This window comes from Pseudomonas sp. FBF18, assembly GCF_024261405.1.
Lineage (GTDB): Bacteria > Pseudomonadota > Gammaproteobacteria > Pseudomonadales > Pseudomonadaceae > Aquipseudomonas > Aquipseudomonas palmensis.
Genome location: NZ_QKRS01000001.1, coordinates 612,450 through 639,107 on the forward strand (window position 1 = coordinate 612,450; position 26,658 = coordinate 639,107).

Below are 26,658 nucleotides of genomic sequence, written 5' to 3' on the forward strand. Positions count from 1 at the left end.
GTCACGGCACCGGCCGGCTGTGCGGGAACAGCAGGTCGACGAAGCGTTCGGCAGTGGGTTGGGGTTCGTGGTTGGCCAGGCCGACCCGTTCATTGGCTTCGATGAACACGTAGTCGGGCTGGTCGGCGGCCTTGACCATCAGGTCCAGGCCGACCACCGGAATGTCCAGGGCACGGGCGGCCCGCACGGCGGCATCCACCAGGGTCGGGTGCAGGCGTGCGGTGACGTCTTCCAGGCAGCCGCCGGTGTGCAGGTTGGCGGTACGCCGTACGGCCAGGCGCTGGCCGGCGGGCAGAATGGTGTCGTAGTCGACCCCGGCGGCGTGCAGGGTGCGCTGGGTTTCGGCGTCGAGCGGGATCTTGCTTTCGCCACCGGTGGCGGCCTGGCGCCTGCGGCTCTGGGCTTCGATCAGCGCACCGATGGCGTGCTGGCCGTCGCCGACGATCGAGGCCGGGTGACGAATCGCGGCGGCCACCACCTCGTAGCCGATGACCACGATGCGCAGGTCCAGCCCTTCATGAAAGCTTTCCAGCAGCACGCGGCTGTCGTATTTGCGCGCGTGCTCGATGGCGGCGTCCAGGTCTTGCAGGCAGGTCAGGTTGACCGCCACGCCGTTGCCCTGTTCGCCATCCAGCGGCTTGACCACCACCGCGCCGTGGTCTTCCAGAAAGGCCAGGTTGTCGGCGGCGTTGCCCGCCAGCTGTTGCGCCGGCAGGCTCAGGCCGGCGGCTTCGAGCACCTTGTGGGTCAGGCTCTTGTCCTGGCACAGGGTCATGCTCACGGCGGTGGTCAGGTCGCTGAGTGACTCGCGGCAGCGCACCCGGCGTCCGCCGTGGTTGAGGGTGAACAGCCCGGCGGTGGCATCGTCCACCTGCACATCGATGCCGCGCTTGTAGGCTTCCTCGACGATGATCCGCGCATAGGGGTTGAGCCCGGCCTCCGGCCCCGGCCCCAGGAAAAGCGGCTGGTTGATGCCGTTCTTGCGCTTGACCGCGAAGGTGGGCAGGGTGCGAAAGCCCAGCTTGGCGTACAGCCGCTTGGCCTGGCGATTGTCGTGCAGCACCGACAGGTCGAGGTGGCTCAGCCCGCGGCTCATGAAGTGTTCGATCAGGTGGCGTACCAGTACTTCGCCGACCCCGGGCCGGGTGCAGTTGGGGTCCACGGCCAGGCACCACAGGCTGCTGCCGTGCTCCGGGTCGTCGAAGGCCTTTTGATGATTCAGGCCCATCACGCTGCCGATCACCGCACCGTTGTCCTCGTCTTCGGCCAGCCAGTACACCGGGCCGCCCTGGTGGCGCGGAGTGATCAGCGCCGGGTCGACCGGCAGCATGCCACGGGCCACGTACAGCTCGTTGATGGCTGCCCAGTCGCTGTCGCTCTGTGCGCGGCGGATACGAAAGCCGCGAAACACTCGCTGCGCCTGGCGGTAGTCGCTGAACCACAGGCGCAAGGTGTCGGAGGGGTCGAGAAACAGCTGTTGCGGCGCCTGGGCCAGTACCTGCTGGGGGGCGGCCACGTACAGCGCGATATCGCGCTCGCCGGGCTGCTCCTTGGCCAGGGCCGCCGCCAGGCTGGCCGGGTCGGGGTAGGTGTGGCCGATCAGCAGCCGGCCCCAACCGCAATGCAACCAGCGCGGCTGGTCGTGCGGGTCGCTGCCGTCGCCGGCCAGTTGCGCCTGCAGGCGTTCATAGGACGGCACCTGGCCGCGCAGCAGGCGCTGGCCATAGGGTGAGGCATGGGCTTTCATCGATCAGATTCCTTGTTCGCTGAGCCACAGGTTCAGCGCGGCCAGTTGCCACAGCTTGGAGCCGCGCAGCGGCGTCAGTTGCCCATGCGGGTCGCTGAGCAGGCGGTCGAGCATGGCCGGGTTGAACAGGCCGCGGTCCTGGCTCGGGTCCAGCAGCAGCTCGCGTACCCAGTCCAGGGTGGCGCCTTGCAGGTGCTTGAGGCCCGGTACCGGGAAGTAGCCCTTCTTGCGGTCGATAACTTCACTGGGGATGACCAGTCGCGCGGCTTCCTTGAGCACCTGCTTGCCGCCATCGGGCAGCTTGAACTGGGCCGGCACCCGCGCCGACAGCTCCACCAGCCGGTAGTCGAGGAACGGCGTGCGAGCCTCCAGGCCCCAGGCCATGGTCATGTTGTCGACCCGTTTGACCGGGTCGTCGACCAGCATCACCGTGCTGTCCAGGCGCAGGGCCTTGTCGACTGCCGCGCTGGCGCCGGGCTGGGCGAAGTGCTGGCGGACGAAGTCGCCGGCGGCGTCATTGCCCAGCAGCCAGGCCGGCTGCACGGTGTCGCGGTACTCGTCGTAGCTGCGGTCGAAGAAGGCCTCGCGGTAGGCCGCGTACGGGTCCTTGGCGCCGTCCACCTGCGGGTACCAGTGGTAGCCGGCGAACAGCTCGTCGGCACCCTGGCCGCTCTGCACCACCTTGCAGTGCTTGGCCACTTCCCGCGAGAGCAGGTAGAAGGCGATGCAGTCGTGGCTGACCATCGGCTCGCTCATGGCGCGGAACGCGGCCGGCAGTTGCTCGATGATTTCGCGCTCGTCGATGCGCAACTGGTGGTGGCGGGTGCCGTAGTGCCTGGCGATCAGGTCCGAATACTGGAACTCGTCGCCACGTTCGCCGCCGGCATCTTCGAAGCCGATGGAGAAGGTCGACAGGTCCTCGACCCCGACTTCACGCAGCAGGCCGACCAGCAGGCTGGAGTCGACGCCGCCCGAGAGCAGCACGCCGACATCCACGGCCGCGCGCTGACGGATTGCAACGGCTTCGCGGGTGCTGTCGAGCACGCGGTCGCGCCAGTCTTCCAGGGTCAGGTGCTGTTCATCGGTGCGTGGGCCGTAGTGCAGGTTCCACCACACGTGCTGCTCGGCGCGGCCCTGGGCGTCGATGCGCATCCAGGTGGCCGGTGGCAGCTTTTCGATGTTCGCCAGCAGGGTCCGCGGGGCGGGCACCACGGCGTGGAAGTTCAGGTAGTGGTTGAGTGCCACCGGGTCGAGCACCGGGTTGATGTCGCCGCCCTTGAGCAGGGCCGGCAGGCTCGATGCGAAGCGCAGGCGTTCGCCGGTGCGCGACAGGTACAGCGGCTTGACCCCCAGGCGGTCGCGGGCGAGGAACAGCTGCTGGCTGTCGCGTTCCCAGATCGCCAGGGCGAACATGCCGTTCAGGCGCGGCAGCAGATCGGCGCCCCAGGCGTGGTAGCCCTTGAGCAGCACTTCGGTGTCGCCGTCCGAGTAGAAGGCATAGCCCAGGCTTTCGAGTTCGGCGCGCAGTTCGGGGAAGTTGTAGATGGCGCCGTTGAATGCCAGCGACAGACCCAGCTGGCTGTCGATCATGGGCTGGGCCGAGCCGTCGGACAGGTCCATGATCTTCAGGCGCCGATGGCCCAGGGCGATGGGCCCCTGGCTATGGAAGCCCCAGGCATCCGGGCCGCGGGGCGCCAGGTGATGGGTCATCCGTTCGACCGCGGCCAGGTCCGCCGGGCGTGGTGTGTTGGCTACAGGGGTGAAACGAAACTCTCCAGCTAATCCGCACATAAGTCCTTACCGGTTTTTCCGTTGGGGAAGGTGCCCTGAATTCGGGCACATAGGAACTGACCGGTGCGGATCCTGTGAGTTTTAGATCAATCTGTTATAAGCCTTCAGGCTTGCTTGCCCTTGCCGCGTATCAGTTCGCGCAACATGAAACGATTCGGGTGGCAGGCCTCGGCCACGTCGCGCGGCACCGGCAAGGGGGCGTTGTCGACCCAGGCGGCGATCAGTTCACCCGCCAGAGGCGCGGTGATCAGGCCGCGCGAACCATGGCCGCTGTTCACATACAGGCCCTCCAGCCAGGGGCACGGAGTGTCCGGCAGCTGTCGCGCGTCCTTGCCGAGCACGGCATACGCCTGGTTGAACGCCGCCTTGTCGGCCAACGGGCCGACGATCGGCAGGTAGTCGGGGCTGGTGCAGCGAAACGCCGCGCGGCCCTGCAGGCTGGCAGGTTCCAGCTCGGCAGCGCCAAGGCGTTCTGCCAGGTCGCCGGAGATTTCCCGCAGCAGCTCCAGGTTGCTCGCATGTTCGGCAGCGGTGGGGGCGAGGTCGGTGCTGTGGAAGTCGAAGCTCGCCCCCAGGGTGTGTTCGCCCAGGCGCGGCGGCGCGACGTAACCGTCGGCGCACACCACGGTGCCCAGCGCGCGGCTGGCGTTGGTGGCCGGCAGGCGGGTGATCTGCCCGCGGATGCGCTTGAGCGGCAGCTCGGCGCACGGCTCGAAACGATGGATGTCCGCTGCGCTGGCCAGCACCACCAGCGGCGCGCTGGCCAGCAGGCGCTCGCCGTCCCATGCCTGCCACAAGCCGTCGACCTTGCGCAGCTGTACCACGTCATGGTGGGGCAGCAGGGTGATGTTCGGTTGCCCGGCCTGCCATTGGCACAGCGCGGGCGGATGCACCCAGCCGCCCTCGGGGTAGTACAGACCGCCACTGGGCAGGCCGACCCCGGCCACGGCTTCGGCCTGCGGCTGGTCGAGGCGCTGCAGCAGGTTGTCGCTGAACGCCTGGTCGAGCTTGATCTGGCGCTGGTCTTCCTTGTCGTCGAAGGCCAGTTGCAGCACCCCGCAGGCGTCCCAGTCGGTGCCGCGCTGCAACTGTTCGAGCAGGCGGCGGGTGTAGCCGAAGCCGGCGACGATCAGCCGCGACAGTGCGGTGCCGTGGGCCGACAGCTTCAGGTACAGCACGCCCTGGGGGTTGCCCGAGGCTTCACCGGCAGGGGCGGTGTGGCGCTCCAGCAGGCGTACCTGCCAGCCGCGCGCCGCCAGGCTGGCGGCGGTGGCGCAACCGGCCAGGCCGGCGCCGATCACCAGCGCCTCGCGGGGGCCGGCCAGCGGCGCGGGGCGCGCGAACCATGGGGCAACCGGCGCGAGCGGCGGTTGCTCGGCAGGCCAGCCGGTGAATGCGCCGCGCAGCACTTCCCATTTTTTGCCGATACCCGGAATGCGCTTCATCTTGAAGCCCACCGCAATCAGCCCGCGACGCACCCAGCCGGTGCTGGTGAAGGTGCCAAGGGTGGCACCCGGCGCCGACAGGCGGCCGAGCTGGGCGAACAGCTCGGGGGTCCACATGTCGGGGTTCTTGGCCGGGGCAAAGCCATCGAGAAACCAGGCGTCGATGGGGGCGTCCAACTGCGGCAGCTGTTCCCGCGCATCGCCGATCATCAGGGTCAGGGTCACCCGACCCTGGTCGAAGACGAACTGCTGGAAACCTTCGTGCACCGCCACGTACTGCGCCAGCAGTGGCTGGCTGAACGGCGTCAGCTCGGGCCACAGGGCCAGGGCCTTGGCCAGGTCGGCATGGCTGAGGGGGTATTTTTCGACGCTGACGAAATGCAGGCGTGCCCCGGCCGGTGCACAGTCGGCGAACACCTGCCAGGCGCAGAAGAAGTTCAGGCCGGTGCCGAAGCCGGTTTCCCCGATCACCAGGCAACTGCCGTCGGCCATCGCGGCGAAGCGCTGGCGCAGGTCGTTCTGCTCGATGAACACATGACGGGTTTCCTCCAGGCTCTGCTCCTTGGAGAAATAGATGTCGTCGTACTGGCGTGAATACGGGCGGCCCTGTTCATCCCACTCGATCTGGGCGTACTGGGTCGGGGTGGCGGGGGTGTCGTTCATGTTCGGCTCGGCAACAGCGAAGCGTGCATTCTAGCCGATCGCCTTGCGACAAAGGGCTGCGTGATCCGCTAGTCTTGCTTATCCAAGAAGGGAGCCTGGTATGTTCGAATCCGCCGAAATTGGTCACGCCATCGACAAAGAAACCTATGACGCCGAAGTGCCGGCGTTGCGCGAAGCCTTGCTCGAAGCCCAGTTCGAGCTCAAGCAGCAGTCTCGCTTTCCGGTCATCGTGCTGATCAATGGCATCGAGGGGGCCGGCAAGGGCGAAACCGTCAAGCTGCTCAACGAGTGGATGGACCCGCGCCTGATCGAGGTGCGCACCTTCGACCAGCAGACCGACGAGGAGCTGGCCCGGCCGCCGGCCTGGCGCTACTGGCGGGCCTTGCCGAGCAAGGGGCGCATGGGCGTCTTCTTCGGCAACTGGTACAGCCAGATGCTGCAGGGGCGGGTGCATGGCCAGTTCAAGGACGCGGTGCTCGACCAGGCCATCAACGGCGCCGAACGGCTGGAAAAGATGCTGTGCGACGAAGGCGCGCTGATCTTCAAGTTCTGGTTTCACCTGTCCAAGAAGCAGATGAAGGCGCGGCTCAAGTCGCTCAAGGATGACCCGCTGCACAGCTGGAAGATCAGCCCGCTGGATTGGCAGCAATCGCAGACCTATGACCGGTTCGTGCGCTTCGGCGAACGGGTGCTGCGCCGCACCAGCCGTGACTATGCACCCTGGCACATCATCGAGGGCGTGGACCCGAACTACCGCAGCCTGGCAGTGGGCAAGATCCTCCTCGAGGGCCTGCAGAACGCCTTGAAGGCCAAGACCCTGGGGCGCCAGACCAACATCGCGCCGCTGGGCGAATCCATCGACGGACGCAGCCTGCTGGGCAGCCTGGACATGACCCTGCGTCTGGACAAGAACGACTACCAGGAGCAACTGATTGTCGAGCAGGCCCGTCTGGCGGGCCTGCTGCGTGACAAGCGCATGCGTCGCCACGCGCTGGTGGCGGTGTTCGAGGGCAACGACGCGGCGGGCAAGGGCGGTGCCATTCGGCGCGTGGCCGCCGCGCTGGACCCGCGTCAGTACCGCATCGTGCCGATTGCCGCCCCTACCGAGGAGGAGCGGGCGCAGCCCTACCTGTGGCGGTTCTGGCGGCACATTCCGGCGCGCGGCAAGTTCACGGTGTTCGACCGCTCGTGGTACGGGCGGGTGCTGGTGGAGCGTATCGAGGGCTTCTGCAGCCAGGCCGACTGGATGCGCGCCTATGGCGAGATCAACGATTTCGAGGAGCAACTGCACGACGCTGGCGTGGTGGTGGTCAAGTTCTGGCTGTCGATCGACGAGCAGACCCAGCTGGAGCGTTTTCAGGAGCGCGAGCAGATACCGTTCAAACGCTTCAAGATCACCGAGGAAGACTGGCGCAACCGCGACAAGTGGGACGCGTATTCCGAGGCGGTGGGCGACATGGTCGACCGCACCAGCACCGAAGTGGCGCCCTGGACGCTGGTGGAGGCCAATGACAAGCGTTGGGCGCGAGTGAAGGTGCTGCGCACCATCAACGAGGCGCTGGAGGCGGCGTTCAAGAAAGACAAGAAGTGATCATTGGCCGCATCGCGGGGCAAGCCCGCTCCCACAGGCACTCCATCAGCCTTGTGGGAGCGGCTTGACCCGCGACGGGCTGCGTAGCAGAGCTTTTTTCAGCCTTTGCCGCCGGCCTCGAGCATCTGCTCCGGCCTTACCCATTCATCGAACTGCGCATCGGTCAGATACCCCAGTTCCAGCGCTGCCTCGCGCAGGGTGGTGCCTTCGGCGTAGGCCTTCTTGGCGATCTGCGCCGACTTGTCGTAACCGATATGCGGGTTGAGCGCCGTCACCAGCATCAGCCCGCGCTCCAGGTGCTCGGCCATCTGCTGCGGGTCTGGCTCGATGCCCGCCACGCAGTGCTGCTGGAAGTTGCGGCAGCCATCGGCCAGCAGTTCGATCGACTGCAGCAGGTTGTGGATGATCACCGGCTTGAACACGTTGAGCTGCAGGTGGCCCTGGCTGGCGGCAAAGCCGATGGTGGTGTCGTTGCCCAGCACCTGGCAGGCCAGCATCGACAGTGCCTCGCACTGGGTCGGGTTGACCTTGCCGGGCATGATCGAGCTGCCCGGCTCGTTGGCCGGCAGGCGCACCTCGGCCAGCCCCGCGCGCGGCCCGGAGCCGAGCAGGCGCAGGTCGTTGGCCAGCTTCATCAGGGCCACGGCCAGGGTTTTCAGCGCACCGGCCAGGGTGATCAGCGGCTCGTGCCCGGCCAGCGCGGCAAACTTGTTGGGCGCGGTGACGAACGGCAGCCCCGACAAGGCGGCAAGCTCGGCGGCGATCGCCTCGGCAAACCCGTGCGGCGCGTTCAGCCCGGTACCCACGGCGGTACCGCCCTGGGCCAGTTCGCACACCGCCGGCAGCGCCGCGCGGATGGCGCGCTGGGCGTAGTCCAGCTGGGCCACGTAGGCCGAGACCTCCTGGCCGAAGGTGATCGGGGTGGCGTCCATCATGTGGGTTCGCCCGGTCTTGACCAGTTGCATGTGGCGTGCAGCCAGTTCGGCCAACCCGCCCGACAGCTCGGCGATGGCCGGCAGCAGTTGCTGGTTGACCGCCTGTGCGGCGGCAATGTGCATGGCGGTCGGGAAGCAGTCGTTGGAGCTCTGCGAGCGATTGACGTGGTCGTTGGGGTGCACCGGCACCTTGCCGCCGCGGCCCTTGCCGGCCAGCTCGTTGGCGCGCCCGGCCAGCACTTCGTTGGCGTTCATGTTGCTCTGGGTGCCGCTGCCGGTCTGCCACACCACCAGCGGGAACTGGTCGTCATGCTCGCCGGCCAGCACCTCGTCGGCGGCCTGTTCGATCAGGCGGGCGATGTCGGCCGGCAGGTCGCCGTTGCGGTCATTGACCCGCGCTGCGGCCTTCTTGATCAGCACCAGCGCGTGCAGTACCGCCAGCGGCATGCGTTCCTTGCCGATGGCAAAGTTGATCAGCGAGCGCTGGGTCTGGGCACCCCAGTAGGCCTCGTCAGGAACTTCAACCGGGCCCAGGCTGTCAGTTTCGATACGGCTCATGCGGTACGCACTCCTTCAATGGCTTGTTTGCGCAGTTTAGGCCCTGATTCGGCATGGCGGTTCCATTGCCTGTCGTCCCTCTTGAGCAGGCTGCCCCAGTCGGCGCAGAATGCTCTACTCTGGGTACGCCCTCTTTTTATTTTAAGGAATTTCGATGACCCGTCTTCGCGCCCTCTGCACGGCTGTCGCGCTGGTCTGCGCCAGCGGCCAGGCACTCGCCGATACCGCCAGCCACAACGCCAGCGCTGAAAAATTCCTGGTGATGGCGCACGCCGACAAACTGGGTACCCCGGTCTACATGCAGGTGCAGCAGATGTTTGCCCAGCGCTTCGAGCAGACCAAGGCGCCGGCGTCCAAAAAGGCCGTGCTTGAAACCTACCAGGCCAAGGCCAACGCCGCCCTGGACCAGGCCATCGGCTGGAACAAGCTCAAGCCGGACATGATCAAGCTGTACACCAGCACCTTCAGCGAATCCGAGCTCAAGGACCTGGTCGCCTTCTACCAGTCGCCACTGGGCAAGAAAGTCCTGGAAAAGATGCCTGCCGTTACCCAGCAGTCGGCCCAGCTGACCCAGCAGAAGCTTGAAAGCGCCGTGCCGGTGGTCAACAAGCTGCTGGCCGACATGACCAACGAGCTGGACCCGTCCGCCGGCAAGGCGGCCGCACCGGCCAAGAAACCTTAAGCGGAGCCCAGCATGTCGATGCAGCAGAAGATCGAACAGAGCCTGGCGGCGCTCGCCCCGCAGCACCTCGAGGTGCTGGACGAGAGCCACATGCACAGCCGGGGCCAGCAGACCCACTACAAGGCCGTGCTGGTCAGCGAACAGTTCGATGGCTTGAACAGCGTCAAGCGCCACCAGAAGGTCTACGCCACCCTGGGTGACCTGATGGGGCAGTTCCATGCCCTGGCGTTGCACACCTACACCCCGCAGGAATGGCAGAAAGTCGGCAGCGCGCCGGCTTCGCCCACCTGCGCCGGAGGCAGCAAACACTGAAATCCCTTTCAGGTTTTTGCTAGAATCCGCAACGCGCCGCCTGTCGGCGCGTTTTTTATTGTCGACCCGGTCCGCCCTTTGCGAGGGTGACCACCTGGAGAATCAAGGCATGACCCAAGCTATCGTCGTGGCGGCGCTGTACAAGTTCGTCACCCTGAAAGATTACGTCGAGCTGCGCGAGCCGCTGCTCGAGACCATGGAGCGCAACGGGGTCAAGGGCACCCTGCTGCTGGCCGAAGAGGGTATCAACGGCACCGTGTCGGGTACCCGCGAAGGCATCGATGGCCTGCTGGCCTGGCTGCGCAGCGATGCGCGCCTGGTGGACATCGATCACAAGGAATCGTACTGCGACGAACAGCCGTTCTACCGCACCAAGGTCAAGCTCAAGAAAGAGATCGTGACCCTCGGCGTGCCGGGCGTGGACCCGAACCGGACGGTCGGTACCTATGTCGAGCCCAAGGACTGGAACGCGCTGATCAGCGACCCCGAAGTGCTGCTGATCGACACCCGCAACGACTATGAAGTGGCGATTGGTACCTTCGAGGGCGCCATCGACCCCAAGACCACCACCTTTCGCGAGTTTCCCGAGTACATCAAGGCCAACTTCGACCCTGCCCGGCACAAGAAGGTGGCGATGTTCTGCACAGGTGGCATCCGCTGCGAAAAAGCCTCCAGCTATATGCTCGGCGAGGGTTTCGAAGCGGTCTATCATCTTAAGGGTGGCATCCTGAAGTACCTCGAGGAGGTCCCCCAGGAAGAAACGCGCTGGCAGGGCGACTGCTTTGTCTTCGACAACCGCGTGACCGTGCGTCACGACCTCAGCGAAGGCGACTACGACCAGTGCCACGCCTGTCGTACCCCGATCAGCGTGGAAGAACGGGCCTCCGAGCATTATTCGCCAGGCATCAGCTGCCCGCATTGCTGGGACAGCCTGAGCGAGAAGACCCGGCGCAGCGCCATCGATCGGCAGAAGCAGATCGAGTTGGCCAAGGCCCGCAACATGCCGCACCCGATCGGCCACAACTATCGCAAAGCCGAGGTGTGATGGATGACCGCTCGCCTGCTGTATGTAATGGACCCGATGTGCTCCTGGTGCTGGGGTTTCGCACCCGTGGCCGAGGCCCTGATACGGCAGGCGCGCGAGGCCGGCGTGGACACCCACCTGGTGCCCGGCGGCCTGCGCTCGGGCAGCAGTGCGCTGGATGCCTCCACCCGGCGCTACATTCTTGAACACTGGCAGGCGGTCAACCAGGCCACCGGCCAGCCGTTCCAGCTCGAGGGCGCGATGCCCGAAGGCTTTGTCTACGACACCGAACCTGCCTGCCGCGCGCTGGTGGCTGCACGCAGCCTCGACCCGCAGCGGGCCTGGACGCTGCTGGGGATGATCCAGCAGGCGTTCTACCAGCGCAGCGAAGACGTGACCCTGCCGGTCAAGCTGGTGGAACTGGCCGAGCAGGCCAGTTTCGACCGCGCCGCCTTCGCCCAGGCCTTCAGCAGCGGCGACACCCGCAGCGCCACCGCCGCCGACTTCACCTGGGTGCAGGACCTGGGCATCGCGGGCTTCCCGACCCTGCTCGCCGAGCGCAATGGCCAACTGGCCCTGCTGACCAACGGCTACCAGGCCCTGGGGGCGCTGCAGCCGCTGCTGGGGCGCTGGCTGGAGCATGCGGTCAATGCTTGACCTGCCTGGCTCCCCCGACCCGGTGCCCGGGCCGACGCCGGCACCTGTCGATCGCTTGAGCTGGGCCGAGATCCGGCGCCTGGCGCAACACCACAAGAAAGCCCTGTGGACTGCCAACGGCGTGGCCGTGCTGGCGGCCCTGTGCAGTGTGCCGATTCCGCTGCTGCTGCCGTTGCTGGTCGACGAAGTGCTGCTGGGGCACGGCGATGCGGCGCTCAAGTGGATGAACAACCTGCTGCCCGCCAGCTGGCAGGTGGCGGCCGGCTACATCGGCCTGATGCTGGTCTTCACCCTGACGCTGCGCTGTGCGGCACTGGCCTTCAACGTGGTGCAGGCCAAGCTGTTCGCCGGGCTGGCCAAGGACATCGTCTACCGGCTGCGCATCCGCCTGATCGAGCGGCTCAAGCGCATCTCGCTGAGCGAGTACGAGAGCCTGGGCAGCGGTACGGTTACCACGCACCTGGTCACCGATCTGGACACCGTGGACAAGTTCGTCGGTGAAACCCTCAGCCGCTTTCTGGTGGCCATGCTCACGCTGGCCGGCACCTCGGCGATCCTGTTGTGGATGCACTGGCAGCTGGCGCTGTTGATCCTGCTGTTCAACCCGCTGGTGATCTTTGCCACGGTGCAGTTGGGCAAGCGGGTCAAGCACCTGAAGAAACTCGAGAACGACAGCACCTCGCGCTTCACCCAGGCACTGACCGAAACCCTGGATGCGATCCAGGAAATCCGTGCCGGCAACCGCCAGGGCTACTTTCTCGGGCGCCTGGGCATGCGTGCCCAGGAGGTGCGCAACTATGCGGTGTCCTCGCAATGGAAGAGCGATGCCAGCAGCCGCGCCAGTGGCTTGCTGTTCCAGTTCGGCATCGACATCTTTCGCGCAGCGGCCATGCTCACGGTGCTGTTTTCCGACCTCAGCATCGGCCAGATGCTGGCGGTGTTCAGCTACCTGTGGTTCATGATCGGCCCGGTGGAGCAGTTGCTCAACCTGCAGTACGCCTACTACGCGGCAGGTGGTGCGCTGAGCCGGATCAACGAGCTGCTGGCGCGCAGCGACGAGCCGCAGTATCCCGGCGGCATCGACCCTTTCGCGGGGCAGACCACCGTGGGCATCGAGGTGCGCGGGCTGCGTTTCGGCTATGGCGAGGAGCCGGTGCTGGACCAGTTGAACCTGTCCATCGCACCCGGCGAGAAGGTGGCCATCGTCGGCGCCAGCGGCGGCGGCAAGAGCACCCTGGTGCAGCTGTTGCTGGGCCTGTACAGCGCCCAGGCCGGCAGCATCCGCTTCGGCGGTTCGACCTTGCAGGAGATCGGCCTGGAAACGCTGCGCGAGCATGTGGCGGTGGTGTTGCAGCACCCGTCGCTGTTCAACGACACCGTGCGCGCCAACCTGACCATGGGCCGCGAGAGTACCGATGAGGCCTGCTGGCAGGCGCTGCGCATTGCCCAGCTCGACGCCACCATCGCCGCGCTGCCGCAGGGCCTGGACAGTGTGGTGGGACGTTCGGGCGTGCGTCTGTCCGGCGGGCAGCGCCAGCGTCTGGCGATAGCGCGCATGGTGCTGGCCGAGCCCAAGGTCGTCATTCTAGATGAGGCCACCTCGGCGCTGGACGCGGCCACCGAGTACAACCTGCACCAGGCGCTGAGCCGCTTCCTCAGCGCCCGTACCACCCTGATCATCGCTCACCGCCTGTCGGCAGTGAAGCAGGCCGACCGCGTGCTGGTGTTCGACGGCGGGCATGTCGCCGAGGATGGCGGTCACCAGCAGCTGATCGCCGAGGGCGGGTTGTACGCCAAGCTCTATGGGCATTTGCAACAGAGCTGAGGGCCTTCTACTGTACAACTGTTGTACAGGTGAAAAAGGGCCTGATGGCAGGTGGCAAATGGCCTAGGCTGTGTCTGTGCAGGATGAGACTCATCGGGCTGCGCATTGCTGCAAGGGACCTCATGAAGCAGAAACGGACTCTCGAAGCGCCCAGGTTGTTGGGCATCATCTGGCCTTTTGTGGCGGTCGTACTGTTCCAGGCCTTGCTGGGGGGCATCAGCCTCTATGCCTTGTCGGCCGTGCGCGGTTATGTGGCGGGCGAGAGCCTGTGGTCCAAGGGGCAGAAGGACGCCATCTACTTTCTGAGCCTGTATACCGACAGCCGCGACGAGGCGGCCTACCAGAAGTACCGGCAGGCTATCGCCATCCCCCAGGGTGGGCACCAACTGCGCACCGCGCTGGACGCCAAGCCCCTGGACCTGGCCGCTGCGCGCCAGGGCATCCTCAGGGGCGGCAACCACCCGGATGACATCGACAGCGTCATCTGGCTCTACCTGAATTTCCGTCATGTCAGCTACATGGAACGCGCCATCGAACGCTGGTCGGTGGGGGACGACTACCTGCAGCAGCTGGATGCGCTGGCCAACCGGATCCACCAGGGTATCGTCACCGGGAATGTCACTGCGCAGCGGGTTGCAGCCTGGAAGGGTGAGATCGCCGCGATCAACGAGGCGGTAACCCCCGCCGCCATGGCGTTCAGCGATGCCCTGGGCGAAGGATCGCGCATGCTGTTGCGCCTGCTGCTGGTGGTCAACCTGGCCACGGCACTGTTTCTGATTGCGCTGGCCTGCCTGCGCACGCACAAGCTATTGGCGCAGCGTCAGGCCTTTGCCAGTGCCCTGCAGGTGGAGAAGGATCGGGCGCAGATCACCTTGCAGTCGATTGGCGATGGGGTGATCACCACCGATGTCGAGGGCTGTATCGCCTACATGAACCCTGCCGCCGAGCAGTTGACCCACTGGAGCGCCGGACAGGCCCAGGGCCTGCCGCTGGCGGCGCTGTTCAGCCTGCTGGACGACAACGCCGAAAAAGACAGCCTGTCCCTTACCGAGCGCATTCTGAGCGGTACCCTCAAGGGCGGCAGCGAGCACGCCAAGCTGATCCAGCGGCTGGACGGCAGCACGGTGTCGGTGGCCCTGGTGGGCTCGCCGATCATCAGTGACGGTCAGGTCAGTGGCATCGTGCTGGTGCTGCACGACATGACCCAGGAGCGCCAGTACATCGCCAACCTGTCGTGGCAGGCCACCCATGATGCCCTCACCGGGCTGGCCAACCGGCGCGAATTCGAATACCGGCTGGAGCTGGCGCTGGGCGACCTGGGCCGCCAGGCGGCGCGCCACACCCTGCTGTTTCTGGACCTGGATCAGTTCAAGCTGGTCAACGACACCTGTGGCCATGCGGCGGGCGACGAATTGCTTCGTCACATTTGCGCGGTGCTGCAGGCGGGCGTTCGCGAGGGCGATACGCTGGCGCGCCTGGGCGGCGACGAGTTCGGTATCCTGCTGGAGAACTGCCTGCCCGAGCAGGCCGAGCGCATTGCCGAGAATCTGCGCCAGACCGTGCAGAGCCTGCACTTCGTGTGGAAGGGGCGCCCGTTCATGACCACCGTGAGCGTGGGGCTGGTCCACCTGCAACTGGCACCCCATACGCTGGAGGCCTCGCTGCGTGCGGCCGACATGGCGTGCTACATGGCCAAGGAGAAGGGGCGCAACCGGGTGCAGGTGTACCACCCCGACGACACCGAGCTGTCCATGCGCTTTGGCGAGATGGCCTGGATCCAGCGCCTGCACATCGCCCTGGAGGAAGACCGCTTCTGCCTGTATGCCCAGGAAATCGCACCACTGGCGGCCGGTGAGTCGGATGCCGGTCATCTGGAAATACTGCTGCGCCTGCATGATGAGAGCGGGCGCATCATCCTGCCCGACAGCTTCATCCCGGCCGCCGAACGCTATGGGCTCATGACGGCCCTGGATCGCTGGGTGGTGAACAGAGTGTTCAAGGTGATTCGCCAGGCGCTGGATGAGGGGCGAAAGGGGCCATTGGCAATGTGCGCCATCAACCTGTCGGGCAGCAGCATCGGCGATGACAAGTTTCTGGATTATCTGCAGCGCCAGTTCGTCGAGTACGCCATACCGCCTGAAATGATCTGTTTCGAGATCACCGAAACCAGTGCGATTGCCAACCTGGGCAGCGCCATTCGTTTCATCAACGAATTGAAAGGGCTGGGTTGCCACTTTTCGCTGGACGACTTCTGCGCCGGGATGTCGTCGTTTGCCTACCTCAAACACCTGCCCGTGGACTTCCTGAAAATCGACGGGAGTTTCGTCAAGGACATGCTTGACGATCCGATTAACCGGGCTATGGTCGAAGTGATCAACCATATTGGCCACGTCATGGGCAAGCGCACCATTGCCGAGTTTGTCGAGACGCCCCTGATCGAGCAGGCGCTGCATGAAATTGGTGTCGATTACGCCCAGGGCTACCTGATCGAGCGGCCGCAGGTGTTCACCTGTGAAAGCTTGCAACGCCGGCGTATCCGTTCGCGACCCTTGCTGTTCAGGACGCCGGGGACGTTTCGCTGAGCGTTCACTTCAAATCACAAGGATGTAGGGATATGACAGTGATTGATGCATTTGAGCGAGTGGGTCCATTGATGGACGCGCAAAGTTACCCACTCTGGGCTCAGAAACTGATCGAGGATTGCAGTGCGAGCAAGCAGCGGGTGGTAGAGCATGAAATCTATCACCGCCTGCGCGACGGCAAGCTAAGCCAGCGCACCCTGCGCCAGTATCTGATCGGCGGCTGGCCGGTAGTCGAACAGTTTTCGGTGTACATGGCGCAGAACCTGGCCAAGACCAGTTTTGCCCGCCACCCGGGGGAAGACATGGCGCGTCGCTGGCTGATGCGCAATATCCGTGTCGAGCTCAACCATGCCGACTACTGGGTGCACTGGGCCCAGGCGCACGGGGTCAGCCTGGACGATCTGAACGAGCAGAACGTGCCGACCGAGTTGCAGGCGCTGAGTGACTGGTGCTGGCATACCTGTGCGGCCGATTCGCTGATCGTGGCCATGGCCGCGACCAACTATGCGATCGAAGGCGCGGTGGGGGAATGGTCGGCGCTGGTGTGTTCGACGGATACCTACGCCAACGGCTTTCCCGAAAGCGGGCGCAAACGCGCCATGAAATGGCTGAGGATGCACGCGCAGTATGACGACGAGCACCCTTGGGAGGCGTTGGAGATCATCTGCACGCTGGCGGGCAACAACCCACCACAGGCGCTGCAGACCCAGCTGCGTCGCGCGATCTGCAAGAGCTACGACTACATGTACCTGTTTCTGGAGCGCTGTCTGCAGCTGGAGCAGTCCCCACAGGCCGAGCCGGGCTCCACTGCCCGGTCGCGCTCGGCCCTGGTCGGTGCCTGAGGGCTACTGTGCGTTGAGCGCCTGGCCGTTGATGCCCTTGCTGTCCGGGCCCATCAGGTAGAGGTAGACCGGCATGATCTGCTCGGGCAGCGGGTTGTTCTCCGGTGCCTCGGCAGGGTAGGCCTGGGCGCGCATGCTGGTGCGTGTGGCGCCCGGGTTGACGCTGTTGGCGCGCACGGGGGCAACGTTCTCCAGCTCGTCGGCGAGGGTCTGCATCAGGCCTTCGGTGGCGAATTTCGATACGCCATAGGCACCCCAGTAGGCCCGGCCCTTGCGCCCGACGCTGCTGGAGGTGAACACCACCGAGGCATCCTCCGACAGCTTGAGCAGCGGCAGCAGGGTGCTGGTGAGCATGAACATGGCGTTGACGTTGATGTGCATGACGCGCATGAAGTTCTCGCCCGACAACTGCTCCAGCGGGGTACGCGGGCCGATGATGGAGGCGTTGTGCAGCAGCCCGTCGAGACGACCGAATTCGTTTTCCACCATCACTGCCAGCTCATCGTACTGATGGGGCAGGGCGGTTTCGAGGTTGAAGGGCACGACCACCGGTGCCGGATGGCCGGCTGCGGTGATCTGGTCGTGCACCTCGTTGAGGTTGGCTTCGGTCTTGCCCAGCAGCAGTACCGTGGCGCCATGGGCAGCGTAGGCCTTGGCAGCAGCGGCGCCGATGCCGCGACCGGCGCCGGTGACCAGGATGACCCGGCCGTTGAGCAGGCCGGGGCGGGCGGTGTAGTCGAACATGGGATTCCCTCGAGATCGTGGTGAGGCATTCGCCGGCACGGCCGGCTCCTACAAATCGATGCGGTGTTGCAGGAGCCGGCCGTGCCGGCGAAGCTTTTGGCGGGTGTCGGCGATCAGCAGCCGCACAGGGCGCTGTCGAGCACCTTGCGCAGGTCCAGCGGATGATCGACCACCACGTCCGCGCCCCAGTTGTTGGGGTTGTCCTCTGGATGAATATAGCCGTAGCGCACCGCTGCGGTGCGGGTGCCGGCGTCGCGGCCCGACTCGATGTCGCGCAGGTCGTCACCCACGAACAGCACGCTGGCCGGGTCCAGGTTCAGGGTCTTGCAGGCCAGGATCAGCGGCTCGGGGTCGGGCTTGCTGTTCTTCACGTGATCCGGACAGATCAGCAACGAAGATCGCTCGGCCAGGCCCAGCTGCTGCATGATCGGCTCGGCGAAGCGTACCGGCTTGTTGGTGACCACGCCCCACAGCAGGTTGCCTTTTTCGATGTCGGCCAGCAGCTCGGCCATGCCGTCGAACAGCTTGCTGTGCACCGCGCAATCCTTCTGGTAGCGCTCGAGGAATTCCAGGCGCAGCGCCTCGAACTCGGGGGCTTCGGGGCTCATCGCGAACGCGGCGGCGACCATGGCTCGGGCGCCACCGGAAATCACCTCGCGAATCCGTTCGTCGTCGATTGCCGGAAGGCTGCGGTCGGCCAGCATGGCCTGGCAGATGGCGATGAAATCCGGCGCCGTGTCGAGCAGGGTGCCGTCCATGTCGAAAAGTACTGCTCGCAAACGCATGCTCATTCCTCGCGCAGGGTCTGGATCATGTAGTTGACGTCGACGTCGCTGGCCAGTTTGTAGTGCTTGGTCAGCGGGTTGTAGGTCAGGCCGATGATGTCCTTGACGCTCAGGCCCGCTTCGCGGCTCCAGGCGCCCAGTTCGGACGGTCGGATGAATTTCTTGAAGTCATGGGTGCCGCGCGGCAGCAGCTTCATGATGTATTCCGCACCGATGATGGCGAACAGGTAGGCCTTGGGGTTGCGGTTGATGGTGGAGAAGAATACCTGGCCGCCGGGCTTGACCATGCGGTAGCAGGCGCGGATCACCGAGGAGGGGTCGGGTACGTGCTCGAGCATCTCCAGGCAGGTGACCACGTCGAACTGCTCGGGCATTTCCTCGGCCAGGGCTTCGGCGGTGATCTGCCGGTATTCCACCTCGACGCCGGACTCCAGCTGGTGCAGGCGGGCGACGGCCAGCGGCGCTTCACCCATGTCGATGCCGGTGACGGTGGCACCCCGCAGGGCCATGGCCTCGCTGAGAATGCCGCCGCCGCAACCGACGTCGAGCACTTTCTTGCCGGCCAGCTTGACCCGCTCGTCGACCCAGTTGACCCGCAGCGGATTGATGTCGTGCAGTGGCTTGAATTCGCTTTCGCGGTCCCACCAGCGGTGGGCCAGGGCTTCGAATTTGGCGATTTCGGCGTGGTCGACGTTGCTCATGGAACGGTCCTCAGAAACTTTGATAATTCGCTACAGGTCGGCAGCCGTGGCTGCCGACGGGTTATTCGTGCTGGCCGCCGATACGCTGGCCCCAGCCACAGGCGCTGGCATGCAGGGCCTGTTCGTCGAGCCGGGTGAGGCGGCGCTCATCGAGCAGTTGCCGGCCGGCCACCCAGACGTGTCTTGCGCAGTCCCGCCCGCTGGCATACACCAGTTGCGAGACCGGGGCGTAGATCGGCTGCTGGGCCAGGCCCGACAGATCGAATGCCACCAGGTCGGCAGCCTTGCCCAGCTCCAGCGAGCCGGTTACGGCCTCCAGGCCCAGGGCGCGGGCGCCGTTGAGGGTTGCCATGCGCAATGCGCGATGGGCATCCAGGGCGCTGGCCGAACCTGACACGGCCTTGGCCAGCAGGGCCGCGGTACGGGTTTCGCCCAGCAGGTCGAGGTCGTTGTTGCTGGCGGCGCCATCGGTGCCTATGGCTACGTTGACGCCAGCCTGCCACAGGCGTTCCACCGGGCAGAAGCCGCTGGCCAGCTTGAGGTTGGATTCAGGGCAGTGCACCACGCTGGTGTTGCTTTCTACCAGCAGGGCCAGGTCGTCGTCGCTGACCTGGGTCATGTGCACGGCCTGCAGGCGCGGGCCCAACAGGCCGATGCGTGCCAGGCGCGCCAATGGCCGCTCGCCGCACTGGTCGATGGACTGCTGCACCTCGAAGGCGGTCTCGTGCAGGTGCATGTGCACCGGCGCGTCCAGCTCTTCGGCGATCACCCGGACCTTTTCCAGGTTGGCGTCGCTGACCGTGTACGGTGCGTGCGGGCCCAGGGCCACGGTGATGCGCGGATGGTGGCGCAGGTCGCCGAACAGCTCCACGCCCAGGTGCAGGCCTTCGTCGAAGGTGCGGGCGCCGGGAATCGGGAAGTCCAGCAACGGCACTGCGATCTGCGCGCGCATGCCGCTGTCGTGCACGCATTCGCTGGCGATCTTGGGGAAGAAGTACATGTCCGAGAAGCAGGTGATGCCACCCTTGAGCTGTTCGGCAATGGCCAGGTTGGTGCCGTCACGCACGAAGGCTTCATCGACCCAGCGGGCTTCGGCGGGCCAGATGTGCTCCTGCAGCCAGGTCATCAGCGGCAGGTCGTCGGCCAGGCCGCGAAACAGCGTCATCGCGGCGTGGCCGTGGGCGTTGATCAGGCCGGGCGCGAGCAGGCAGCCGGGCAGCTCGCGCACCTCGGTGGCCTGCAGGCGCAGGGCGTCTTCGCGCGGGCCGATGAAGGCGATAAGGCCGTCGCGGATACCGATGCCGTGGCCCTTGAGTACCACCCCGGCCGGTTCGACGGGCACCAGCCACGAGGGCAGGAGCAACAGGTCGAGGGGAGGGGCAGGCTTGGGCATGTGCGAAAATCCCGGTATCGCGGAAGGTGGGGGCGAAGTATACCCGAGCGTCCGCGGCTGGGGCTCGTTATAATCGTGCGCTTTTGATGTCCGAATGACGGGGTGAGGCATGCGCGATCGACTGTTGGCTGCGGAGAAGGTGACGGCCATCGATTGGCGGGATGGTGCCCTGTATCTGCTCGACCAGCGTGCGCTGCCGTTCGAGCAGCGCTGGCTGGCGTATAACGACGCCGTCGGGGTGGCCGAGGCCATCCGCACCATGGTGGTGCGCGGCGCCCCGGCCATCGGCATCAGTGCGGCCTATGGCCTGGTGCTGGCGCTGCGCCAGCGCCTGGCGGATGGCGATGACTGGGAAATGGCTCTGGAAGAGGACTTCGAGCTGCTGGGCGAAGCCCGTCCCACAGCCGTCAACCTGTTCTGGGCACTGAACCGCATGCGCGAGCGGCTGTTGCGGATCAAGGCCGGGGATGACGTGCTGGCGATCATGCTGGCCGAAGCCGAGGCCATCCACGAAAGCGACCGTGAAGCCAACCTGACCATGGCCCAGCTGGGCGCCGAGCTGATTCGCAGGCACCAGGGCAGCGAGCAGGCCATCCTCACCCACTGCAATGCCGGCGCGCTGGCCACGGGCGGGTTCGGCACTGCGCTGGGGGTGATTCGCGCCGCGTACCTGGAAGGCATGGTGGAGCGGGTGTACGTGGCCGAGACCCGGCCCTGGCTGCAAGGGTCGCGGCTGACCGCCTGGGAGCTTGCCGGCGAAGGGGTGCCGGTGACCATTGGCGTCGATTCCGCCGCCGCGCACCTGATGAAGACCAAGGGCATCACCTGGGTGATCGTCGGCGCCGACCGCATCACTGCCAATGGCGACGTGGTGAGCAAGATCGGCACCTACCAGCTGGCGGTCAATGCCATGCACCATGGGGTTCGCTTCATGGTGGTGGCGCCCAGTTCGAGCATCGACCTCAACCTGACCAGTGGCGAGGAGGTGATGCTCGAGGAACGGGATGTCAGCGAGCTGCTGGAGGTGGGCGGCGAACGGGTCGGGGCCGGGGTAGAGGCCTTCAATCCGGTGTTCGATGTGACGCCGGCAGACCTGATCGACGTGATCGTGACCGAAAAGGGCATCGTCGAGCGTCCGGACGCGGCCAAGATGGCGCAGTTGATGTGCCGCAAGCGGTTGCATTGAGGTCCGCGCCGCGCCCTTTGCCGGCAAGCCGACCTCAGATCCGGCGGCGGTTTGCCATACTCCCAAGCCTATCGGGACTGTGGTAACATCCGACGGTTTCCAAGACCGCCTCCCGAGGCGGTCTTTACTGCGCAGATCCATGGCATAACTCGTTGATTTGTCGTAAGTCGCTGCCGGTCATCTGCTTGCAGCGGCGAGCTTCGTTCGTCCCATATGGATGTGACGAGGTTTCACCAGAAAAAGGAATCAGGCTTCTCATGGGCGAACTGGCCAAAGAAATCCTACCGGTCAATATCGAAGACGAACTGAGACAGTCCTACCTCGACTACGCGATGAGCGTCATTGTCGGGCGTGCACTGCCCGATGCGCGTGATGGCTTGAAGCCCGTGCATCGCCGCGTTCTGTTTGCGATGAGTGAACTGGGTAACGACTGGAACAAACCGTACAAGAAATCCGCCCGTGTGGTCGGTGACGTGATCGGTAAGTATCACCCCCACGGTGATACCGCGGTCTACGACACCATCGTCCGTATGGCCCAGCCGTTCTCGCTGCGCTACCTGCTGGTGGACGGCCAGGGCAACTTCGGTTCGGTGGACGGCGACAATGCCGCGGCCATGCGATACACCGAAGTGCGCATGACCAAGCTGGCGCACGAGCTGCTGGCAGACCTGCACAAGGAAACCGTCGACTGGGTGCCCAACTACGACGGCACCGAGCAGATTCCGGCGGTCATGCCGACCAAGATCCCGAACCTGCTGGTCAACGGCTCCAGCGGTATCGCCGTGGGCATGGCGACCAACATTCCGCCGCACAACCTCGGTGAAGTCATCGACGGTTGCCTGGCGCTGATCGACAACGCCGACATCACGGTCGATGAGCTGATGCAGTTCATCCCGGGGCCGGACTTCCCGACTGCCGCGATCATCAACGGTCGCCAGGGCATCATCGAGGCCTACCGTACCGGTCGCGGGCGCATCTACATGCGTGCCCGCTCGACGGTCGAGGACATCGACAAGGTCGGTGGCCGCCAGCAGATCGTGATCACCGAGCTGCCGTACCAGCTGAACAAGGCGCGGCTGATCGAGAAGATCGCCGAGCTGGTCAAGGAAAAGAAACTCGAGGGCATCACCGAGCTGCGCGACGAGTCCGACAAGGACGGCATGCGCATCGTCATCGAGCTGCGCCGTGGCGAAGTGCCGGAGGTGATCCTCAACAACCTCTATGCCCAGACCCAGCTGCAGGCCGTGTTCGGCATCAACATCGTGGCGCTGATCGACGGCCGTCCGCGGGTGCTGAACCTCAAGGACCTGCTCGAGGCGTTCGTGCGTCACCGCCGCGAGGTGGTCACCCGCCGTACCGTGTTCGAGCTGCGCAAGGCCCGTGAACGCGGTCATATCCTCGAGGGCCAGGCGGTCGCACTGTCCAACATCGACCCGGTCATCGCCCTGATCAAGGCTTCGCCGACGCCGTCCGAGGCCAAGGAAGCGCTGATCGGCACGCCGTGGGAGTCCAGCGCCGTGCAGGTGATGGTCGAGCGCGCCGGCGCCGATTCCTGCCGCCCGGAAACCCTCGACGAGCAGTACGGTCTGCGTGATGGCAAGTACTACCTTTCGCCCGAACAGGCCCAGGCCATCCTGGACCTGCGCCTGCACCGCCTGACCGGCCTGGAGCACGAGAAGCTGCTGGCCGAGTACCAGGAGATTCTCAAGCAGATCGGCGAGCTGATTCGCATCCTGAATAACGCCGAGCGCTTGATGGAAGTGATCCGCGAAGAGCTGGAGCTGATCCGCGCCGAATATGGCGACGTGCGCCGCACCGAGATTCTCGATGCTCGCCTGGACCTGACCCTGGGGGACATGATCCCGGAAGAAGACCGCGTGGTGACCATCTCCCACGGCGGCTACGCCAAGACCCAGCCGCTGGCGGCCTACCAGGCCCAGCGTCGTGGCGGCAAGGGCAAGTCGGCCACCGGCGTCAAGGACGAGGACTACATCTCGCACCTGCTGGTCGCCAACAGCCACACCACGCTGCTGCTGTTCTCCAGCAAGGGCAAGGTGTACTGGCTCAAGACCTACGAAATCCCCGAGGCGTCGCGTGCCGCACGTGGCCGTCCGCTGGTGAACCTGCTGCCGCTGGGCGAGGGCGAGGTCATCACCACCATGCTGCCGGTGGAGGAATACACCGAAGGCCACTTCATCTTCATGGCCACCGCCAACGGCACCGTGAAGAAGACCCCGCTGGAGCAGTTCAGTCGTCAGCGCAGTGTCGGCCTGATCGCGCTGGAGCTGGACGAAGGTGACATCCTGATTTCCGCCTCCATCACCGATGGTGAGCGCGAGGTCATGCTGTTCTCCGATGCCGGCAAGGTCACCCGCTTCAAGGAGTCCGACGTGCGTGCCATGGGGCGTACCGCCCGCGGTGTGCGCGGCATGCGCCTGGCCGAGGGGCAGAAGCTGATTTCGATGATCATCCCCGAAGAAGGCAGCCAGATCCTCACCGCTTCCGAGCGTGGTTTCGGCAAGCGTACCGCCATCGCCGAGTTCCCCGAGTACAAGCGTGGTGGCCAGGGCGTCATCGCCATGGTCAGCAACGATCGCAACGGCCGTCTGGTCGGTGCGGTACAGGTGCAGGAAGGCGAGGAGATCATGCTGATTTCCGACCAGGGCACCCTGGTGCGTACCCGTGTCGGCGAAGTCTCCAGCCTGGGCCGTAATACCCAGGGCGTGACGCTCATCAAGCTGGCCAGCGACGAGACCCTGGTGGGTCTGGAGCGAGTGCAGGAGCCGTCCGACGAGGAAGACGACGAAGACTTCGTGGCGGATGCCGAGGCTGACGTGGACGCCGGCGAAGGGTCGCCACTGGACGCTGCAGCTGACGAAGAGACGCCGCAGGAATAAATTGTAGTAGCGCAACCTATGGGAGCGGCTGTGGGGGCGGGCAGGCCCGCCACTGCGGTGTCTGCTCCCACAGACATCAAGAGCAGAGCGAGAGTGGATGTGAGCAAACGAGCCTTTAACTTCTGCGCAGGCCCTGCTGCGCTTCCTGAAGCTGTGCTGCAGCGTGCCCAGGCAGAAATGCTGAACTGGCGCGGCAAAGGCCTGTCGGTCATGGAGATGAGCCACCGTAGCGACGACTACGTGGCCATTGCCGAGAAGGCCGAGCAGGATCTGCGCGACCTGATGTCCATCCCCTCCAACTACAAGGTGCTGTTCCTGCAGGGCGGCGCCAGCCAGCAGTTTGCCGAGATCCCGTTGAACCTGCTGCCCGAGGGCGGTACGGCCGACTACATCGAGACCGGCATCTGGTCGAAAAAGGCGATCGAGGAAGCGCGTCGCTACGGCAACATCAATGTCGCCGCCAGCGCCAAGCCTTACGATTACCTGGCCATCCCGGGTCAGAACGAGTGGAACCTGACCAAGGACGCCGCCTACCTGCATTACGCCTCGAACGAGACCATCGGTGGTCTGGAGTTCGACTGGGTGCCGCAGACCGGTGACGTGCCGCTGGTGGTGGACATGTCCTCGGACATCCTCTCGCGTCCGGTCGACGTGTCGCAGTTCGGTCTGATCTACGCCGGTGCGCAGAAGAACATCGGCCCCAGCGGCCTGGTGGTGGTGATCGTGCGTGAAGACCTGCTGGGCCGTGCCCGCAGCAGCTGCCCGACCATGCTCGACTACAAGGTCGCGGCCGACAACGGCTCGATGTACAACACCCCGGCAACCTATTCCTGGTACCTCTCGGGCCTGGTGTTCGAGTGGCTCAAGGAGCAGGGCGGTGTCGCTGCCATGGAGCAGCGCAACCGCGCCAAGAAGGACCGCCTGTACGGCTTCATCGACAAGAGCGACTTCTATACCAACCCGATCAGCAGCAATGCCCGTTCCTGGATGAACGTGCCGTTCCGCCTGGCCGACGAACGCCTGGACAAGGCGTTCCTGGCGGGCGCCGACGAGCGTGGCCTGCTCAACCTCAAGGGCCACCGTTCGGTGGGCGGCATGCGCGCCTCGATCTACAACGCCCTGGGCCTGGATGCCGTGGAGGCACTGGTGGCCTACATGGGTGAATTCGAGAAGGAACACGCCTGATGTCCGAACAGGAACTCAAGGCCCTGCGCGTGCGCATCGACAGCCTCGACGAGAAGATCCTCGAGTTGATCAGCGACCGTGCGCGCTGCGCCCAGGAAGTCGCCCGGGTCAAGACCGCGACCCTGGCGGAAGGCGAGGTGCCGGTGTTCTACCGGCCCGAGCGCGAGGCGCAGGTGCTCAAGCGCGTGATGGAGCGCAACAAGGGCCCGCTGGGCAACGAGGAAATGGCCCGGCTGTTCCGTGAAATCATGTCGTCGTGCCTGGCGCTGGAGCAACCGCTCAAGGTCGCCTATCTGGGGCCTGAGGGCACCTTTACCCAGGCCGCGGCCATGAAGCACTTCGGCCATGCCGTGATCAGCAAGCCGATGGCGGCCATCGACGAGGTATTCCGCGAAGTGGTCGCCGGCGCGGTCAATTTCGGCGTGGTGCCTGTGGAAAACTCCACCGAAGGTGCGGTCAACCACACCCTGGACAGCTTCCTCGAGCACGACATGGTGATCTGCGGCGAAGTCGAACTGCGCATTCACCACCACCTGTTGGTGGGCGAGAATACCAAGACCGACAGCATCAGCCGTATCTACTCCCACGCCCAGTCGCTGGCCCAGTGCCGCAAGTGGCTGGATGCTCATTATCCGAACGTCGAGCGGGTGGCGGTATCGAGCAATGCCGAAGCTGCCAAGCGGGTCAAGGGCGAGTGGAATTCAGCGGCGATCGCCGGTGACATGGCGGCCGGCCTGTACGGTCTGACACGCCTGGCGGAGAAAATCGAAGACCGTCCGGACAATGCCACGCGCTTCCTGATGATCGGCAACCAGGAAGTGCCGCCGACCGGTGATGACAAGACCTCGATCATCGTTTCGATGAGCAACAAGCCGGGTGCGTTGCACGAACTGCTGGTGCCGTTCCACGAGAACGGCATCGACCTGACCCGCATCGAGACCCGTCCGTCGCGCAGCGGCAAGTGGACCTACGTGTTCTTCATCGACTTCGTCGGCCACCATCGTGACCCGTTGATCAAGGCGGTGCTGGAGCAGATCAGCCAGGAGGCGGTGGCCCTGAAGGTACTGGGCTCTTATCCGAAGGCGGTGCTCTGAGGTATGCCAATGCGTGATG

20 protein-coding genes are annotated in these 26,658 nt (G+C 65.2%); 12 read left to right on the plus strand and 8 right to left on the minus strand.

All coding sequences use genetic code 11. The features are described from left to right. Window position 1: 1 nt before the first annotated feature. The 3 genes from ngg to mnmC all read right to left on the minus strand — a co-directional run bounded on the left by ngg (window position 2) and on the right by mnmC (window position 5,646). Window positions 2–1,747, minus strand: a complete 1,746-nt coding sequence (gene ngg, locus DN387_RS02920; protein WP_054915865.1) for an N-acetylglutaminylglutamine synthetase — start codon at window positions 1,745–1,747, stop codon at window positions 2–4. A 3-nt stretch (window positions 1,748–1,750) separates the two neighbouring features. Next, entirely contained in the window at window positions 1,751–3,538 is a 1,788-nt protein-coding gene (locus DN387_RS02925) for an N-acetylglutaminylglutamine amidotransferase (RefSeq protein ID WP_054915864.1), read from the minus strand. Window positions 3,539–3,642: 104 nt separating this feature from the next. Then, window positions 3,643–5,646: a bifunctional tRNA (5-methylaminomethyl-2-thiouridine)(34)-methyltransferase MnmD/FAD-dependent 5-carboxymethylaminomethyl-2-thiouridine(34) oxidoreductase MnmC gene (mnmC, locus tag DN387_RS02930; protein WP_054915863.1), complete on the minus strand. Its 2,004-nt coding sequence runs from the start codon at window positions 5,644–5,646 to the stop codon at window positions 3,643–3,645. A gap of 100 nt (window positions 5,647–5,746) precedes the next feature. Here mnmC and pap point away from each other — a divergent pair, with 100 nt between their 5' ends. Beyond that, a complete protein-coding gene (gene pap, locus DN387_RS02935; protein ID WP_054915862.1) occupies window positions 5,747–7,237 on the plus strand; it encodes a polyphosphate:AMP phosphotransferase in 1,491 nt (496 codons plus the stop codon). 98 nt (window positions 7,238–7,335) lie between these two features. Here pap and DN387_RS02940 read toward each other — a convergent pair whose 3' ends face one another. Next, window positions 7,336–8,730 carry a class II fumarate hydratase gene (locus tag DN387_RS02940; protein ID WP_043862664.1) on the minus strand — a complete coding sequence of 465 codons (1,395 nt, stop codon included), beginning with the start codon at window positions 8,728–8,730 and terminating at the stop codon, window positions 7,336–7,338. 154 nt (window positions 8,731–8,884) lie between these two features. On the opposite strand from DN387_RS02940, the gene DN387_RS02945 reads away from it, so the two are divergent. From DN387_RS02945 to DN387_RS02975, 7 genes are all read left to right on the plus strand, one after another. Then, window positions 8,885–9,412: a DUF2059 domain-containing protein gene (locus DN387_RS02945; RefSeq protein WP_043862665.1), complete on the plus strand. Its 528-nt coding sequence runs from the start codon at window positions 8,885–8,887 to the stop codon at window positions 9,410–9,412. A 12-nt stretch (window positions 9,413–9,424) separates the two neighbouring features. Continuing rightward, on the plus strand, window positions 9,425–9,724 hold the full coding sequence (locus DN387_RS02950; RefSeq protein ID WP_043862666.1) for a BolA family transcriptional regulator: 300 nt from the start codon (window positions 9,425–9,427) through the stop codon (window positions 9,722–9,724). 109 nt (window positions 9,725–9,833) lie between these two features. Next, the gene (locus DN387_RS02955; protein ID WP_043862667.1) at window positions 9,834–10,769 is read left to right on the plus strand and encodes a rhodanese-related sulfurtransferase; all 936 of its coding nucleotides are present in this window, start codon (window positions 9,834–9,836) and stop codon (window positions 10,767–10,769) included. A 3-nt stretch (window positions 10,770–10,772) separates the two neighbouring features. Then, window positions 10,773–11,405: a DsbA family protein gene (locus tag DN387_RS02960; RefSeq protein ID WP_054915861.1), complete on the plus strand. Its 633-nt coding sequence runs from the start codon at window positions 10,773–10,775 to the stop codon at window positions 11,403–11,405. Further along, window positions 11,398–13,230: an ABC transporter ATP-binding protein gene (locus DN387_RS02965; RefSeq protein WP_043862669.1), complete on the plus strand. Its 1,833-nt coding sequence runs from the start codon at window positions 11,398–11,400 to the stop codon at window positions 13,228–13,230. Before DN387_RS02960 ends, DN387_RS02965 begins: the two co-directional genes overlap by 8 nt. Before the next feature lie 122 nt (window positions 13,231–13,352). Continuing rightward, the gene (locus tag DN387_RS02970; RefSeq protein ID WP_043862670.1) at window positions 13,353–15,812 is read left to right on the plus strand and encodes an EAL domain-containing protein; all 2,460 of its coding nucleotides are present in this window, start codon (window positions 13,353–13,355) and stop codon (window positions 15,810–15,812) included. Between the two features lie 38 nt (window positions 15,813–15,850). Further along, window positions 15,851–16,654 (plus strand): TenA family transcriptional regulator, encoded by an 804-nt coding sequence (locus DN387_RS02975; RefSeq protein ID WP_054915876.1) that lies wholly within the window; start codon window positions 15,851–15,853, stop codon window positions 16,652–16,654. 3 nt (window positions 16,655–16,657) lie between these two features. On the opposite strand, the gene DN387_RS02980 is transcribed toward DN387_RS02975, so the two are convergent. The 4 genes from DN387_RS02980 to DN387_RS02995 form a co-directional block, all read right to left on the minus strand. Next, the gene (locus DN387_RS02980; protein WP_054915860.1) at window positions 16,658–17,398 is read right to left on the minus strand and encodes a YciK family oxidoreductase; all 741 of its coding nucleotides are present in this window, start codon (window positions 17,396–17,398) and stop codon (window positions 16,658–16,660) included. Window positions 17,399–17,511: 113 nt separating this feature from the next. Next, complete coding sequence (mupP, locus tag DN387_RS02985) at window positions 17,512–18,183, minus strand: N-acetylmuramic acid 6-phosphate phosphatase MupP (RefSeq protein ID WP_043862672.1); 672 nt, start codon at window positions 18,181–18,183, stop codon at window positions 17,512–17,514. 2 nt (window positions 18,184–18,185) lie between these two features. Further along, window positions 18,186–18,884, minus strand: coding sequence for a bifunctional 2-polyprenyl-6-hydroxyphenol methylase/3-demethylubiquinol 3-O-methyltransferase UbiG (ubiG, locus tag DN387_RS02990; RefSeq protein WP_043862673.1), 699 nt, complete (start codon window positions 18,882–18,884; stop codon window positions 18,186–18,188). A 61-nt stretch (window positions 18,885–18,945) separates the two neighbouring features. Continuing rightward, complete coding sequence (locus tag DN387_RS02995) at window positions 18,946–20,277, minus strand: TRZ/ATZ family hydrolase (protein WP_054915859.1); 1,332 nt, start codon at window positions 20,275–20,277, stop codon at window positions 18,946–18,948. Window positions 20,278–20,386: 109 nt separating this feature from the next. On the opposite strand from DN387_RS02995, the gene mtnA reads away from it, so the two are divergent. The 4 genes from mtnA to pheA all read left to right on the plus strand — a co-directional run bounded on the left by mtnA (window position 20,387) and on the right by pheA (window position 26,639). Continuing rightward, window positions 20,387–21,463, plus strand: coding sequence for an S-methyl-5-thioribose-1-phosphate isomerase (gene mtnA / locus DN387_RS03000; protein WP_054915858.1), 1,077 nt, complete (start codon window positions 20,387–20,389; stop codon window positions 21,461–21,463). Window positions 21,464–21,720: 257 nt separating this feature from the next. Next, a complete protein-coding gene (gyrA, locus tag DN387_RS03005; RefSeq protein WP_054915857.1) occupies window positions 21,721–24,360 on the plus strand; it encodes a DNA gyrase subunit A in 2,640 nt (879 codons plus the stop codon). 99 nt (window positions 24,361–24,459) lie between these two features. Beyond that, window positions 24,460–25,545 (plus strand): 3-phosphoserine/phosphohydroxythreonine transaminase, encoded by a 1,086-nt coding sequence (serC, locus tag DN387_RS03010; RefSeq protein WP_043862751.1) that lies wholly within the window; start codon window positions 24,460–24,462, stop codon window positions 25,543–25,545. Continuing rightward, entirely contained in the window at window positions 25,545–26,639 is a 1,095-nt protein-coding gene (gene pheA / locus DN387_RS03015; RefSeq protein ID WP_043862677.1) for a prephenate dehydratase, read from the plus strand. Before serC ends, pheA begins: the two co-directional genes overlap by 1 nt. Window positions 26,640–26,658 lie beyond the last annotated feature (19 nt).